Here is a 14,777-nt window from a genome sequence, read left to right as displayed (position 1 = left end):
ACGCGGCCAGTATCATCACTCTGTGGGAGCAAAGCTTGCTCGCGAGGCAGGCGCCTTGCTTCCCCGGGAGACCGCGTCATTTTCATCGCGGGCAAGCCTTGCTCCCACAGCCTCTCGCCACAGGTGCTGCCACAGCTACTTCTGCTCGCTCTGCGGCGTCACCCGCAGCACTTCCTCGACCGTGGTCAAGCCTGCCGCCACCTTTTGCGCCCCCGACAGCCGCAGGCTGCGCATGCCTTCCTTGAACGCCTGGCGGCGCACGGCCAGCAGGTCGGTGTCGGGGTGGATCAAGGCCTTGACGCTGTCGGTCAGTTGCATGATTTCGTAGACGCCGGCGCGGCCGCGGTAACCGGTGTCACGGCATTCCAGGCAGCCGACGGCCTGTTGGGCATTGCTCGGCAGCGGCGCCTGCCAGGGCCGCGTCAGGGTTTGCCAGTCATCTTCATCCAGGGTCAGGGGGGCCTTGCATTGCGGGCACAAGGTGCGCACCAGGCGCTGGGCCATGACCCCGAGCACGGTGGCCTTGATCAGGTAATGGGGCACTCCCAGCTCCAGCAGGCGACTGATGGCGCTCGGCGCGTCGTTGGTGTGCAGTGTCGACAGCACAAGGTGCCCGGTGAGCGCCGCCTGGATCGCCATCTCGGCGGTCTCCAGGTCGCGGATCTCACCGATCATGATGATGTCCGGGTCTTGCCGCATCAGCGCCCGCACCCCGGCAGCGAAGGTCAGGTCAATGTTGTGCTGGACCTGCATCTGGTTGAAAGAGGCCTCGACCATTTCAATCGGGTCCTCGATGGTGCAGAGGTTCACTTCCGGCGTTGCCAGCTTCTTGAGGGTGGTATAGAGCGTGGTGGTCTTGCCGGAACCGGTAGGCCCGGTCACCAGGATGATGCCGTTGGGCTGGCGGGTCATGTCCTGCCAGCGGCGCAGGTCGTCGGCGGAGAAGCCGAGTTGGTCGAAGTCCTTGAGCAGCACTTCCGGGTCGAAAATCCGCATGACCATTTTTTCGCCGAACGCGGTGGGCAAGGTCGACAGGCGCAATTCCACTTCGCCGCCGTCCGGGGTCTTGGTCTTGACCCGGCCGTCCTGGGGTTTGCGTTTTTCCGCGACGTTCATCCGCCCCAGGCTCTTGAGGCGGCTGACGATTGCCATCGTGACCTGCGGCGGGAACTGATAGACGGTGTGCAGCACGCCGTCGATGCGAAATCGCACGGTGCCCTGTTCGCGGCGCGGTTCGATGTGGATGTCACTGGCGCGCTGCTGGAAGGCGTACTGGAACAGCCAGTCGACGATATTGACGATGTGGGCGTCGTTGGCGTCCGGCTCCTGGTCGCTGGCGCCCAGGTTGAGCAACTGTTCGAAATTGCTCAGGTTGCTCGGCTGCTGGTCGACCGTGGTGGCGCCGCTGACCGATTTGGCCAGGCGATAGAACTCCACGCTCAAGCGCTGGATGTCCACCGGGTTGGCGATCACCCGCTTGATCGGCAGCTTGAGCACGTGGGTCAGGTCGGCTTCCCAGCTGTTGACGTAGGGCTGTGCGCTGGCGACGGTGACGGCGTCACGATCGACCGCCACCGCAAGGATCTTGTGGCGCTGGGCAAAGGCGTAGGACATCAAGGGCGTCACGGCCGCGACGTTGATTTTCAACGGGTCGATGCGCATGTAGGGCTGGTCGGCCTGCTGGGACAACCACAGGGTCAGGTTCTCCAGGTCCAGGCGCTTGCCGGGCCGGCTGAGGTCGTCCAGGTGCTGGTTGGCGATGAACTCCAGCGGATGCAACTGGCTATTGGCGCTGTGGCGTCGGCGGGCGTTCAGCGCGGTTTCGGCTGAGTCCTGGCTGATGAGGCCCTGGGTGACCAGTTGGCGCAGCAGATCGTTGAGGTCCAGCCAGCGGTCCTGAGTGGCGTGTTTGGTGGACATGCGGGTTCCTATTGGACAATTGCAGCAAAGCCGCGATACAGACGCCTCGGCGTCCTCGCTCGGTCTGCAAAAGAATAGTCCCGACGCTGTAGACCGTTGGGCCACTACCCGACCAATGCGTTGCGAAATTTTGCCCGTGGACGCTCATCCCGCTGCGTGGGCCGGCCCAACGTGCGCAATATCAGCGTCTTGCAGGTCCACCGAGCAGACGCTGATCAGGTTACGTAATTTTTCAGCGATGACCTGGGCACGGTGCCAGCTCAGCCCGTCCATGACGATGTCCAGCGATAGCATATCGCCTTGGCGTTCGACATGAACCCGCTGCGGCGTCAGGCCCTGCAAGGCAAACAGGTTCAACGCCCGGCACAGTAAATCCGGCTCGGCTTCGGCCAATATCTGGTACTGCACCCGGCAATGGGTATTGGCGGCGTGCCAGACGTCGGCGCGGGTCGGGGCGATGGCAACGGCTTCGAGTGAGGGCATGTTCGATCTCCTTGGTGGCGGGAGAAATATTTACATGCGAGGCGGGGTATTTCTTATCTAAGATGAGTGATTCTGGCGATGTTTTGAATCGCTTGATTCTCTAAATCAATCATTTCGGGTTTGATCATGCACAGCGAACTGGATAGCTACGACCGCAGGATACTGGCGCTGCTGCAGGAGGATGCCTCGCTGTCCAGCGCGCAGATCGCCGAGCAGGTCGGCTTGTCTCAATCGCCGTGCTGGCGGCGGATCCAGCGGATGAAGGAGGAGGGCATCATTCGCGGCCAGGTGACCCTGCTGGATCGCAAGAAAATCGGCCTCAACACGCAGATCTTCGCCGAAATCAAACTCAACGCCCACGGCCGTTCGAACTTCACCGAATTCACCGAGGCGATCCGCGGCTTCCCCGAAGTGCTGGAGTGTTACGTGCTGATGGGGGCGGTGGATTTTCTGTTGCGCATCGTCACGGCGGATATCGAGGCGTATGAGCGATTCTTTTTCGAAAAGCTGTCGATGGTGCCGGGGATCCAGGAAGTGAACTCGATCGTGGCGCTGTCGGAGATCAAGTCGACGACGAGTTTGCCGGTGCTGCGGTAGTTGAATCTGAGGTGAATTCACCGGCCCCTTCGCGAGCAAGCCCGCTCCCACAATGGGCCTCTACCGTACACACATGTTGTGTTCGCTGAAGATCCAGTGTGGGAGCGGGCTTGCTCGCGAAAGCAATATGCCCGACGCCGAAGATATCTCGGTTACAGGCGCAGCAAAGTCTTCCAGGCCCGATTCTGGTAAACCGCAATCGCCTGTTGCTTGCGGGCATCCAGCGTTTCGTCGGTGATCGGTTGGTTGGCCAGTTGCGCCAGTTTGTTCAGTTCACCATAGAGGCGATCCATTTCCGGGATCTCCAGCACATGGCGGGCGTGGTGTAGCCAGCCCTGGATACGTTCGATGCGCGGCAGTTGCTCGGCGAGGTCTTCCGGCTGCTGCTGATAGCGTTGCAGTTGCAGGGACGAGGATTCTTCGCCCAGCAGGCGCGGCAGCCAGCTGCCCAGTTGCGCCGCGCCCTGGCGATTGCCACGGGTGTTGCGCTCGGCGGCCCAGCTGCGCGCCAGCAGCCAGCGTGAAGTGTTGAGGGAAAACAGGCCCCAGCGCGGGTCTTGCAGCTCTTCAAGGAACTGTTCCGGCGCCGCCTTGCGCACGTCTTCGTCATCCAGGCCGGCTTGGACCAGTGGGCGCCAGTCTTCCAGCAGCGCGTCCAGGGCCAGGCGCAAGTCGTGGGTCGACTGGCGCGGCGCGGCCTGGCCGAGGCTGCTGAGCAGGGCACGCAGTTCGGCGAGGTTTTCCACCCAGTCCTGCAGCAGGCGCCAGTGGCCGTTGAAACGGTATTGCTCGGCCAGGCGTTGGCTGCTGCCGAGCAGATGCCAGCTCAGCGCGGCGAAGGCGTCATCCAGCGGCGTTTCGGCGGTCAGTTGTGGCGCCGGCAGGCTCAGGGCGTAGCTACCCGCGTCATACAGGCGATAGCCACGCTCGGCCTTGCTGATGTCGCAGGGCATCAAGGGCAGGGTCGCGGCCAGCTCGGCGGCCAGTTCCAGCAGGGCGGCAGGCTCGCCTTCGCGCAGTTCCAGCTCCAGTTCGCAGATTTCTTCCTTCTGCTTGCCGACCACCACGTGGCCCAGGTCCAGGGCGGCTTCGATGACCACCTTGCTTTTGCCACGGCCCCAGGCGATTTCAGCGCGCTCGCGAACGAAATCGGTGGTGAAGATGGCCTTGAGGGTTTTCTTGTCCAGTTCGGCCAAGGCCTCGGGCCAGCATTCGCCGTCGAGCTTCTTCAGGTCGAGCTTGGCCTTGGGCAGGTGCCAGTCGTATTCGTTGCGCTCGGACAGGCCGGCGACGCTCTGGCCGCGGGTCTTGAGGGTCTGGATCACCTCTTCGCCGTCGCGACGCAGGCGCAGGGCGACCTTGGCCTGGGCCAGGTCACGCTCCGGCGTGTCGAAATACTGGTTCATCAGTTCGTGGCGTTCCCAGCCACTCTTGTTGCGTTTTTTCAGCAGCGGATGCTCGCGCAAGGCTGCCAGGGTCTCGCGGCTGACGCGGAGTTTGATTTCGGTTTCTTTCTGCATGGCCGGAAAATCCAGGGATCGGGTGTGCAGCCGGGGGAAGGTGTGGCTGCCAAGGCCGTGCAGTGTACAGGACTCACCCGCCCTAGGTTTATTCCTGGGGCCAGATGGTTCTATGATGAACGTCAATCTGTAAGCCCGGAGTCAGCGATGCCTTTGCCATCCATGAAAGATCAATTCGCTGCCCTGATCGCCGCACCTTCGGTCAGTTGTACCCAGCCTGGGCTGGACCAGTCCAACAGTGCCGTGATCGAGCTGCTGGCAGGCTGGCTCACTGAGCTGGGGTTCTGCTGTGATATCCAGCAGGTCAGTCCTGGCAAATTCAACCTGCTGGCCAGCTTCGGCAGCGGCCCCGGCGGCCTGGTACTGGCTGGCCACAGCGACACGGTGCCGTTCGACGGCGCGTTGTGGCAGACCGATCCGCTGAAGCTCACCGAGGTCGATGGCCGCTGGGTGGGCCTGGGCAGTTGTGACATGAAGGGTTTTTTCGCCTTGGTCATCGAAGCGGTCAAGCCGCTGCTGGACCAACCGTTCAAGCAACCGCTGCTGATCCTCGCGACCTGTGACGAAGAAAGCTCCATGGCCGGCGCCCGGGCCCTGGCCGATGCCGGCCGACCACTGGGGCGCGCGGCGGTGATCGGTGAGCCGACCGGCCTGCGGCCGATTCGCCTGCACAAAGGCGTGATGATGGAGCGCATCGACATTCTCGGGCGCAGCGGCCATTCCTCCGATCCGAGCCTGGGCCACAGCGCGCTGGAAGCCATGCACGATGCCATGGGCGAATTGCGCGGCCTGCGCCTGCAATGGCAGCGTGAGTTCCGTAATCCGCAGTTCACCGTGCCACAACCGACGCTGAACTTCGGTTGCATCCATGGTGGCGACAATCCCAACCGCATCTGCGGCCAGTGCTCCATGGAATTCGACCTGCGCCCGTTGCCGGGCATGGATCCGCAGGTGCTGCGGGCGGCGATCCAACAGAAGTTGGACCCCATCGCCGAACGCCATAAAGTCAAGATCGACTACGCACCGCTGTTCCCCGAAGTGCCACCCTTCGAGCAGGCCGAAGACTGCGAGCTGGTACGGGTGGCCGAGCGACTCACCGGCCATCGTGCCGAAGCAGTGGCGTTTGGCACCGAAGCGCCTTATCTTCAGCGCCTTGGCTGCGAAACCCTGGTGCTCGGCCCTGGCGATATCGCCTGCGCCCACCAGCCGGGCGAGTACCTTGAAATGTCACGTTTGCAACCTACCGTACAGTTGTTGCGGCAGTTGATCGGCCATTACTGCCTGACGCCGGCCACGGCCGGTTAAATTGCGCCCTTGCGGGGCCGTATTCATCACATGAGGAGAGCGCGCGTGTCGCCAAGCCTGTTCCGACGATAACCACCAGCCCCGTTGTGCGTTCTGTTTCGTCTTTGTTTTGGCTGTTATTTATTACAGGTCCAGGTTCATGCCCGAATACGTCAATTGGCTTCGTCACGCTTCGCCCTACATCAACGCCCACCGCGATTGCACCTTCATCGTCATGCTGCCCGGCGACGGGGTGGAACACCCTAATTTCGGCAACATCGTCCATGACCTGGTGCTGCTGCACAGCCTCGGCGTGCGCCTGGTGCTGGTCCATGGTTCGCGCCCGCAGATCGAGACCCGCCTTGCTGCACGGGGCCTCACGCCCCATTACCACCACGGCATGCGCATCACCGATGCGGCGACGCTGGAGTGTGTGATCGACGCGGTCGGCCAGTTGCGCATCGCCATCGAGGCGCGCCTGTCCATGGACATGGCCTCTTCGCCCATGCAGGGCTCGCGGCTGCGGGTCGCCAGCGGCAACCTGGTCACCGCGCGTCCCATCGGTGTGCTCGAAGGCGTGGATTATCACCACACCGGTGAAGTGCGCCGGGTCGATCGCAAGGGCATCAATCGCCTGCTGGACGAGCGCTCCATCGTGCTGCTGTCGCCGTTGGGTTATTCGCCCACCGGCGAGATATTCAACCTGGCTTGTGAAGACGTTGCCACCCGCGCAGCCATCGACCTGGCGGCCGACAAACTGCTGCTGTTCGGTGCCGAGCAGGGGCTTATTGGTGAAGACGGGCGGTTGGTGCGCGAGTTGCGCCCGCAACAGGTCCCGGCCCACATGCAACGCCTGGGCAGCGACTATCAGGCCGAATTGCTGGACGCGGCGGCCCAGGCCTGTCGGGGCGGCGTCGCCCGCAGCCATATCGTCAGCTATGCCGAGAACGGTGCGCTGCTGGCCGAACTGTTCACCCGCGATGGCAGCGGTACGCTGGTGGCCCAGGAGCAATTCGAGGTGGTGCGCGAAGCGGCCATCGAAGACGTCGGCGGCCTGCTGGACCTGATCAGCCCGCTGGAAGAACAGGGGATTCTGGTGCGTCGCTCCCGCGAAGTGCTGGAGCGCGAAATCGAACAGTTCAGCGTGGTCGAGCGCGAAGGCATGATCATCGCTTGTGCGGCGTTGTACCAGATTGCCGATTCGGACGCCGGGGAACTGGCCTGCCTGGCGGTGAATCCGGAATACCGCCACGGTGGCCGCGGCGATGAACTGCTGGAACGGATCGAAACCCGGGCCCGCGCCCAAGGGCTCAAAACGCTGTTCGTACTGACGACCCGAACTGCCCACTGGTTCCGCGAACGTGGCTTTGAACCCAGCAGTGTCGAGCGCCTGCCGGCGGCGCGGGCGTCGCTCTACAACTATCAGCGTAATTCGAAGATCTTCGAAAAGGCCCTGTAACCCCCTGGTCATTCCTACCTGCGTGGGACTGTCGCAGGTTGCGTCTTTTTGATTTCAGACAATGAATCGTCAGACGCATAGCGATCAAGATCGCAACCTTCGCAGTTCCCGGCGCGTAGCCAATGAGCATCAAGAGCATGCCTCTACGCCGGGGATTTCCTTTTTGGGAGGCCCCGACAGAAAACCATTCAGTAATCAGCAGGCTGGCCGATACGCCGGGTCACGGTTGACGAAGCTTGGATGGCGGCTATATTTCCAAATGAGCTGAAAACTGCTGAAACAATTCTTTTTGGGATTATAAAGAATCCATTATCCTGCGGGCCGATGTAGAGGGGTTAGACCATAGTCGTAGTGATAAATGCTTACGATTGACTTGTTAGTCACGGTCTGGCGCTAATCGCGCATCCGCGGATTCCGGGCGTTCGATCCGGAGCCAAAGACACACAAGAATTAGAAAACGAGAGGAGCGAAGCATGAACAAGTCCACCTTGGCCCTGGCTGTGGCCGTTGGGGTTCTGGCGCAGCAGGCAGGCGCCGCCGGTTTTATCGAAGACAGCAAGGCGTCTGTCAGTTCTCGCACCATGTATTTTGACAACGATAACCGAGAAGGCGTTAACGATCAGCGTGAAGCGGCCACTGGCCTGAAGTTCGACTACAAGTCTGGCTTCACCCAAGGTGTCGTTGGTTTTGGTCTCGATGCCCAGGCGTTGGTTGGTCTTCACCTCGATGGTGGCAAAGGTCAGCACCCGGACAACAACTCTTTCTCCCCAAGCGACTCCGACGGTTCTGCCGAACACAGCTGGAGCCGTGTGTCGGGTAACGTGAAGGCGTTGTTCTCCAAGACCGAGGCTCACCTAGGTGGCGCACTGCAGCCTAACCTGCCGATCCTGGTCGCCAACGATGGCCGTCTGCTGCCGCAAACCTTTGAAGGTGGCACCATCACCTCCAAGGATCTGGACAACGTGACGTTCAACGCCGGCCAGCTGGAACACGCCGTGGGCCGTGCCGGGACTAACAGCACTGGCCTGGCTGTGGCAGGCGGTACTGAAGACAGCAACCAGTTCCGTTACGCCGGTGCTGATTGGAAGGTCACCAAGGACCTGACCCTGCAGTACTACTACGCCAATCTGCAGGATTACTACAAACAGCACTTCTTGGGCGCGGTCCACGTGTTCCCGATCAGCGAAGGACAGTCGTTCAAGACTGACCTGCGTTACTTCGACAGTAGCTCGGATGGCCGCAACGGCGATGCGGGCTATCAGTTTGATAACAACGGTGGTTACGAGAAAGAACGAGGTGTGGTCGACAACAAGACTTGGAGTGCCATGTTCACCTACACCCTGGGTGGCAGTGCGTTCCTGTTGGGTCACCAGCAAGTCGGTGATGACGGCGGTTTCGTCTACCTGAGCCAGGGTAGCCTGCTCAATGACAGCGGTCGCAACGAAGGCGCCGGTGGTTCGAGCTTCTACCTGTTCACCGACAGCATGATCCATCAGTTCATCCGTGCAGGTGAGAACACTACGTTTGGTCAATACTCGTACGACTTCACTAGTCTCGGCGTTCCGGGTCTTAAGGCTGCAGTCGCCTACTTGCGTGGCGACGACATTAAGTCCCGCACCGCAGGTGGAAGCGATTCGTCCGAGTGGGAACGCGACATGCGCTTGGATTACGTCGTCCAGCAAGGTGCTCTGAAAGGTTTCGGCACCACCCTGCGTCATGGTTCTTATCGCGGTACCGGTAGCGGTTCTGGCGCCGACCGTGATCAGACCCGCCTGATCTTCAACTACACTTACAACTTCATGTAAGACGTAGCGAAGTAAAAAAAGCCCCGCCCGGCAGCTCGCCGGGCGGGGCTTTTGCGTTTCGGGTCTGGCCCACCCCTGTAGCCTTCCCCGAACCTTCTCCTCTTTTCAGCAACTCGAGGCCTTCTCGAAACCTCGGAAATGATCTTGGGCCGCTATGCGTTGTGGCGCCAGTGAACAGTTTTTTATATTCCCTATAGATCTAGATAAATGGATATTTATTCTTTTTAAAGCAATCCAAACCGGTGCAAAGTTGGGCTCACAACAACCTCATCCAGGAGCCGCACCATGAGCCTCAGACTCGGCGATATCGCCCCCGACTTCGAACAGGATTCCAGCGCCGGCAAGATTCGCTTTCACGAATGGCTCGGCGACAGCTGGGGGGTGCTGTTTTCCCACCCGGCGGATTTCACACCCGTGTGCACCACCGAGTTGGGCCTGACCGCCAAGCTCAAGGACCAGTTCGCCCAGCGCGGGGTCAAGGCCATTGCCCTTTCGGTCGACCCGGTGGACTCGCACCACAAGTGGATCGAGGACATCAACGAGACCCAGAACGCCGTGGTCAATTTTCCGATCCTGGCCGATGCCGACCGCAAGGTGTCGGACCTGTACGACCTGATCCATCCCAACGCCAGCGACACCTTGACCGTGCGCTCACTGTTCGTGATCGACCCGAACAAGAAAATCCGCCTGACCATCACCTACCCGGCCAGCACCGGGCGCAATTTCAACGAAATCCTGCGGGTGATCGACTCGCTCCAACTGACCGACAACTACAAAGTCGCCACCCCGGCCAACTGGCAGGACGGTGATGAAGTGGTGATCGTGCCGTCGCTCAAGGATGAAGAGGAACTCAAGCAGCGCTTTCCCAAGGGCTACCGCGCCGTGAAGCCTTACCTGCGCCTGACCCCGCAGCCCAACCGCTGAAGCAAAACCTGAGCCCGCAATGATCGTTCCCACGCTCTGCGTGGGAATGCAGCCAGGGACGCTCTGCGTCCCAAAGCCGAACGCGGAGCGTCCGTTGAGGCGTTCCCACGCAGAGCGTGGGAACGATCAGTCAAGCGCGCTCCTGCATAGATGACTGTGCACCAAGGGTTTTGGCCGTTTCGACGGCCTTTTTTTATTGCTTAAAGAGAACGAGTTCTATATCTCCCAATTGCATAACCAAATGAATAAATATGATTTAAAGATATATGAATCCCCTGTTATGGTTTGACCCATGCAGCGAGATCGCCCACCGCGAATCGCACGTGACAGTTAAGGAATAGCAGGCATGTTGGTCGTCTTACTCGGTGGCAGCCCCAGCCAACGCTCCCGCTCCGGGGTGCTGCTGGAGCGGTCGCAACGCTGGTTGCAGCAGCAAGGTGTGGAAGTGGTGAGCTATCAGGTGCGCGACTTCCCGGCCGAAGATCTGCTCCATGCCCGCTTCGACAGCCCGAAGGTGGTCGACCTGCTGGCCCAGATCGAAAATGCCGACGGTTTGGTGATTGCCACGCCGGTGTACAAGGCGTCTTTTTCCGGTGCGCTGAAGACTGTGCTGGATCTGCTGCCTGAGCGCGCCCTGGCCCATAAAGTGGTGTTGCCGATGGCAACCGGCGGCAGTATCGCCCACATGTTGGCGGTGGATTACGCCCTCAAGCCGGTGTTGTCTGCGCTCAAGGCCCAGGAAATGCTCCATGGGATCTTTGCCGAGGACAGCCAGATCGCTTATGGCGAAGGCAGTGCCCAGGCGCAATTGACACCAGCATTGCAACAGCGTCTGGACGAGGCGCTGGAACAGTTTTTCAGCGCCATGGCCCGTCGGCCCAGGCCGCTGGACCCCAGTGTATTGAACGAACGTTTGTTGAGTGCTCGCTGGAGCATTTGAACCCCGAACACCCTGATTCAACTCACCTTACTCAGCCGCCAACGGCCCAGCAGGTGCAGCCAAAACCCCACAGCAAAAAGGAGAGGCGCCATGCGCACTGTCATTTTGCGTCGCGGGCTGGTCGCTCTGTTTGCTGCGGCTGTGTCCCTCGGCGTCATTACTCAAGCTCAAGCCGAGACCTTGCGGATCGGTTATCAGAAGTACGGCACCCTGGTGCTGCTCAAAGCCAAGGGAACATTGGAAAAACGCCTCGCAGCCCAAGGCGTGGACGTGCAATGGACCGAGTTCCCCGGCGGCCCGCAGCTGCTTGAAGGCTTGAACGTCGGCTCCATCGACTTTGGCGTGACCGGTGAAACCCCGCCGGTGTTTGCCCAGGCCGCAGGGGCCGACCTGCTTTATGTCGCCTACGAACCACCGGCGCCCACCAGCGAAGCGATCCTGGTGCCCAAAGGCTCTGCCATCCAGTCGGTGCAAGACCTCAAGGGCAAGAAAGTCGTGCTGAACAAAGGCTCCAATGTCCACTACCTGCTGGTGCGGGCGCTGGAGGATGCCGGCCTGAAATATTCCGACATCCAGACCATTTTCCTGCCGCCGGCCGACGCCCGCGCCGCGTTCGAACGTGGCAGCGTGGACGCCTGGGTGATCTGGGATCCGTACCAGGCGGCCGCGGAACAGCAGTTGCAGGCACGCACCCTGCGTGACGGCAAAGGCATCGTCGATAACCACCAGTTCTACCTCGCCACCAAACCCTATGCGCAAAAAAATCCCCAGGTCATCACGACGCTGGTGGAGGAGGTGCGGGCAGTGGGGGAGTGGTCCAAGGCCAACCCTGAAGACGTGACCAAGCAAGTATCGCCGCTGCTTGGCCTACCGGCGGACATCACCCTGACGGCGGTGAAACGCCAAGGCTACGGGGCGTTGTTCCTCACGCCGGAGGTGGTGGCGGCGCAGCAGAAAATCGCCGACAGCTTCTATCAGCTCAAATTGATTCCCAAACCCTTGAGCATCAAGGACGTGATCTGGACGCCGCCGGCGGCCGTTGCGAACGCGCAGTAATTCGATCCCTTAGGAGACCACTCCATGAGCCTCAATATTTTCTGGTTCCTGCCTACCCACGGCGACGGCCATTACCTTGGCACTGCCGAAGGCGCCCGTGCCGTTGATCACGGTTACCTGCAGCAGGTCGCCCAAGCGGCGGATCGACTGGGTTTCGGCGGCGTGTTGATCCCCACCGGGCGTTCCTGCGAGGACTCCTGGCTGGTGGCCGCTTCGTTGATTCCGGTGACCCAACGCCTGAAGTTCCTCGTTGCCCTGCGCCCCGGGATCATTTCCCCGACGGTGGCAGCGCGTCAGGCTGCGACCCTGGACCGGTTGTCCGGCGGACGTGCGCTGTTCAACCTGGTGACCGGTGGCGACCCGGATGAGTTGGCCGGCGATGGGCTGTTCCTCGACCACGAGCAACGCTACCAGGCGTCGGTGGAATTCACCCGCATCTGGCGCCGGGTGCTGGAAGGCGAAACCGTGGATTACGACGGTGAGCACATCAGTGTGAAGGGCGCCAAGCTGCTCTACCCACCGATTCAGCAACCGCGTCCGCCGCTGTATTTCGGTGGCTCGTCGGAAGCCGCCCAGGATTTGGCAGCCGAGCAGGTGGAAATGGTGCTGACCTGGGGCGAGCCGCCAGCAGCCGTCGCGCAAAAGATCGAACAAGTACGGGCCAAGGCTGCGAAATTGGGGCGCACGGTACGCTTCGGCATCCGCCTGCATGTGATCGTGCGGGAAACCAACGCCGAAGCCTGGCAAGCGGCCGACCGGCTGATCTCTCACCTGGACGACGACACCATCGCCCGTGCCCAGGCGTCCCTGGCGCGCTTCGATTCGGTGGGCCAGCAACGCATGGCCGCCCTGCACGGTGGCCGTCGCGACAAGCTGGAAGTCAGCCCCAACCTCTGGGCCGGCGTCGGCCTGGTTCGCGGCGGGGCCGGTACGGCGCTGGTGGGCGATGGTCCGACCGTGGCGGCGCGGGTCAAGGAATACGCTGACCTTGGCATCGACACCTTTATCTTCTCCGGTTATCCACACCTGGAAGAGTCCTATCGCGTGGCGGAACTGTTGTTCCCCCACCTGGACGTCGAGCGCCCGGAATTACCGAAAAGCCAGGGCTATGTGAGCCCGTTCGGTGAAATGGTCGCCAACGATATTCTTCCCAAAGCCGCGTCCCAGAGCTGAGGCGGCCATGAAGAAAATCATCCACACCCTCGCGCCCTGGGCGGTGCCACTGCTGTTGCTGGCGGTATGGCAACTGTCGGTGTCGGCCGGTTGGTTGTCCACGCGGATCCTGCCAGCACCCGTGGCCGTGATCGAGGCCGGGGTCAACCTGGTGCGCAGCGGCGAGATCTGGACGCACCTGGCGATCAGCGGTTGGCGGGCTGCGGTGGGCTTTCTGATCGGCGGTGGCATCGGCCTGGCCCTGGGCTTCATCACCGGTTTGTCGAAATGGGGCGAACGTCTGCTGGACAGTTCCGTGCAAATGGTCCGGAACATCCCGCACCTGGCGCTGATTCCGTTGGTGATCCTGTGGTTTGGCATTGATGAGTCGGCGAAAATTTTCCTGGTGGCCCTGGGCACGCTGTTCCCGATCTACCTCAACACCTACCACGGCATTCGCAACGTCGACCCGGCGCTGGTGGAAATGTCCCGCAGCTACGGCTTGTCCGGCTTCAGGCTGTTTCGCCAGGTGATCCTGCCTGGCGCCCTGCCTTCGATCCTGGTGGGCGTGCGCTTTGCCCTGGGTTTCATGTGGCTGACGCTGATCGTGGCGGAAACCATCTCGGCCAGCGCCGGCATCGGCTATCTGGCGATGAATGCCCGGGAGTTCCTGCAGACCGATGTGGTGGTGCTGGCGATTCTTCTGTATGCCGTGCTGGGCAAATTGGCTGACCTTGCCGCTCGTGGGCTTGAGCGGGTCTGGCTGCGTTGGCACCCGGCCTACCAAGTGAACAAGGGAGGTGCCGCATGACCGCCCAACAACCTCCGCGCCTGCTGCGTGGCATTCCGCTGGCGGTGCGCAAGCTGCAAAAAACCTTCGGCACACGCCAGGTGTTGCGCGACATCGACCTGCATATCCCGGCCGGGCAGTTCGTGGCCGTGGTCGGTCGCAGCGGCTGTGGCAAAAGTACCTTGCTGCGGTTGCTGGCCGGGCTCGATCAACCCACCGATGGTCAACTGTTGGCGGGCTCGGCGCCGCTGAGTGCCGCGCAACAGGACACGCGGTTGATGTTCCAGGAAGCGCGTTTGCTGCCCTGGAAAAAAGTCATCGACAACGTCGGCCTCGGGCTCAAGGGCAACTGGCGCCCGCAGGCGTTGCAGGCACTGGAAGCCGTCGGTTTGGCCGACCGCGCCCATGAGTGGCCGGCGGCGTTGTCCGGCGGGCAGAAACAACGAGTGGCCCTGGCCCGCGCGCTGATTCATCAGCCACGCCTGTTGTTGCTCGACGAACCCTTGGGGGCGCTGGATGCACTGACCCGTATCGAGATGCAGCAACTGATCGAAAACCTCTGGCAGCAGCACGGCTTCACGGTGTTGCTGGTGACCCACGACGTCAGCGAGGCGGTAGCGATTGCCGATCGGGTGATCCTGATCGAGGACGGCCAGATCGGCCTCGACCTGCCCATCGACCTGCCACGCCCACGGGTCCGCGGCTCTCATCGCCTGGCGAGCCTGGAAACCGAAGTTCTCAACCGTGTTCTGTCCTTGCCCGGCCAACCGCCGGAACCCGAACCCGTTTCACCCTTGCCCACGCAACTGCGTTGGGCGCAATAACTTCATCCAGACAGGAATCGACA

13 protein-coding genes are annotated in these 14,777 nt (G+C 61.5%); 10 read left to right on the top strand and 3 right to left on the bottom strand.

The annotated features are described in order from the left end of the window. Positions 1 to 135: 135 nt before the first annotated feature. Positions 136 to 1,920: a GspE/PulE family protein gene (locus CFII68_RS08220; RefSeq protein ID WP_014340767.1), complete on the bottom strand. Its 1,785-nt coding sequence runs from the start codon at positions 1,918 to 1,920 to the stop codon at positions 136 to 138. 144 nt (positions 1,921 to 2,064) lie between these two features. Then, positions 2,065 to 2,403 carry a hypothetical protein gene (locus CFII68_RS08225; RefSeq protein ID WP_018610611.1) on the bottom strand — a complete coding sequence of 113 codons (339 nt, stop codon included), beginning with the start codon at positions 2,401 to 2,403 and terminating at the stop codon, positions 2,065 to 2,067. Between the two features lie 126 nt (positions 2,404 to 2,529). Between CFII68_RS08225 and CFII68_RS08230 the strand changes: the two genes are divergently transcribed. Continuing rightward, positions 2,530 to 3,000: an Lrp/AsnC family transcriptional regulator gene (locus CFII68_RS08230; RefSeq protein ID WP_018610608.1), complete on the top strand. Its 471-nt coding sequence runs from the start codon at positions 2,530 to 2,532 to the stop codon at positions 2,998 to 3,000. 152 nt (positions 3,001 to 3,152) lie between these two features. Here the strand turns inward: CFII68_RS08230 and CFII68_RS08235 are convergent, their stop codons facing one another. Further along, positions 3,153 to 4,520: an inorganic triphosphatase gene (locus CFII68_RS08235; RefSeq protein WP_018610607.1), complete on the bottom strand. Its 1,368-nt coding sequence runs from the start codon at positions 4,518 to 4,520 to the stop codon at positions 3,153 to 3,155. Between the two features lie 147 nt (positions 4,521 to 4,667). Between CFII68_RS08235 and argE the strand changes: the two genes are divergently transcribed. From argE to ssuB, 9 genes are all read left to right on the top strand, one after another. After that, entirely contained in the window at positions 4,668 to 5,825 is a 1,158-nt protein-coding gene (argE, locus tag CFII68_RS08240) for an acetylornithine deacetylase (protein WP_018610605.1), read from the top strand. Positions 5,826 to 5,964: 139 nt separating this feature from the next. Next, complete coding sequence (argA, locus tag CFII68_RS08245; RefSeq protein WP_018610603.1) at positions 5,965 to 7,263, top strand: amino-acid N-acetyltransferase; 1,299 nt, start codon at positions 5,965 to 5,967, stop codon at positions 7,261 to 7,263. 473 nt (positions 7,264 to 7,736) lie between these two features. Next, entirely contained in the window at positions 7,737 to 9,068 is a 1,332-nt protein-coding gene (locus CFII68_RS08250; protein WP_018610601.1) for an OprD family outer membrane porin, read from the top strand. A 285-nt stretch (positions 9,069 to 9,353) separates the two neighbouring features. Next, positions 9,354 to 9,992, top strand: a complete 639-nt coding sequence (locus CFII68_RS08255) for a peroxiredoxin (RefSeq protein ID WP_018610599.1) — start codon at positions 9,354 to 9,356, stop codon at positions 9,990 to 9,992. Positions 9,993 to 10,338: 346 nt separating this feature from the next. Then, the gene (gene ssuE, locus CFII68_RS08260; protein WP_018610597.1) at positions 10,339 to 10,932 is read left to right on the top strand and encodes an NADPH-dependent FMN reductase; all 594 of its coding nucleotides are present in this window, start codon (positions 10,339 to 10,341) and stop codon (positions 10,930 to 10,932) included. 90 nt (positions 10,933 to 11,022) lie between these two features. Next, a complete protein-coding gene (locus CFII68_RS08265; RefSeq protein ID WP_018610595.1) occupies positions 11,023 to 11,988 on the top strand; it encodes a sulfonate ABC transporter substrate-binding protein in 966 nt (321 codons plus the stop codon). 24 nt (positions 11,989 to 12,012) lie between these two features. Beyond that, positions 12,013 to 13,161, top strand: a complete 1,149-nt coding sequence (ssuD, locus tag CFII68_RS08270) for an FMNH2-dependent alkanesulfonate monooxygenase (protein ID WP_018610594.1) — start codon at positions 12,013 to 12,015, stop codon at positions 13,159 to 13,161. 7 nt (positions 13,162 to 13,168) lie between these two features. Further along, positions 13,169 to 13,951 (top strand): aliphatic sulfonate ABC transporter permease SsuC, encoded by a 783-nt coding sequence (gene ssuC / locus CFII68_RS08275; protein WP_018610592.1) that lies wholly within the window; start codon positions 13,169 to 13,171, stop codon positions 13,949 to 13,951. Then, positions 13,948 to 14,754, top strand: a complete 807-nt coding sequence (gene ssuB, locus CFII68_RS08280; RefSeq protein WP_003206644.1) for an aliphatic sulfonates ABC transporter ATP-binding protein — start codon at positions 13,948 to 13,950, stop codon at positions 14,752 to 14,754. The genes ssuC and ssuB overlap by 4 nt, the downstream gene beginning before the upstream one ends. Positions 14,755 to 14,777: the final 23 nt, after the last annotated feature.

The sequence above is a fragment of the Pseudomonas sp. CFII68 genome, from assembly GCF_000416195.1.
Taxonomy (GTDB): domain Bacteria; phylum Pseudomonadota; class Gammaproteobacteria; order Pseudomonadales; family Pseudomonadaceae; genus Aquipseudomonas; species Aquipseudomonas kilonensis.
Note: the sequence above shows the minus strand (reverse complement) of the source record. Positions and strands in the feature narration are given on the sequence as shown.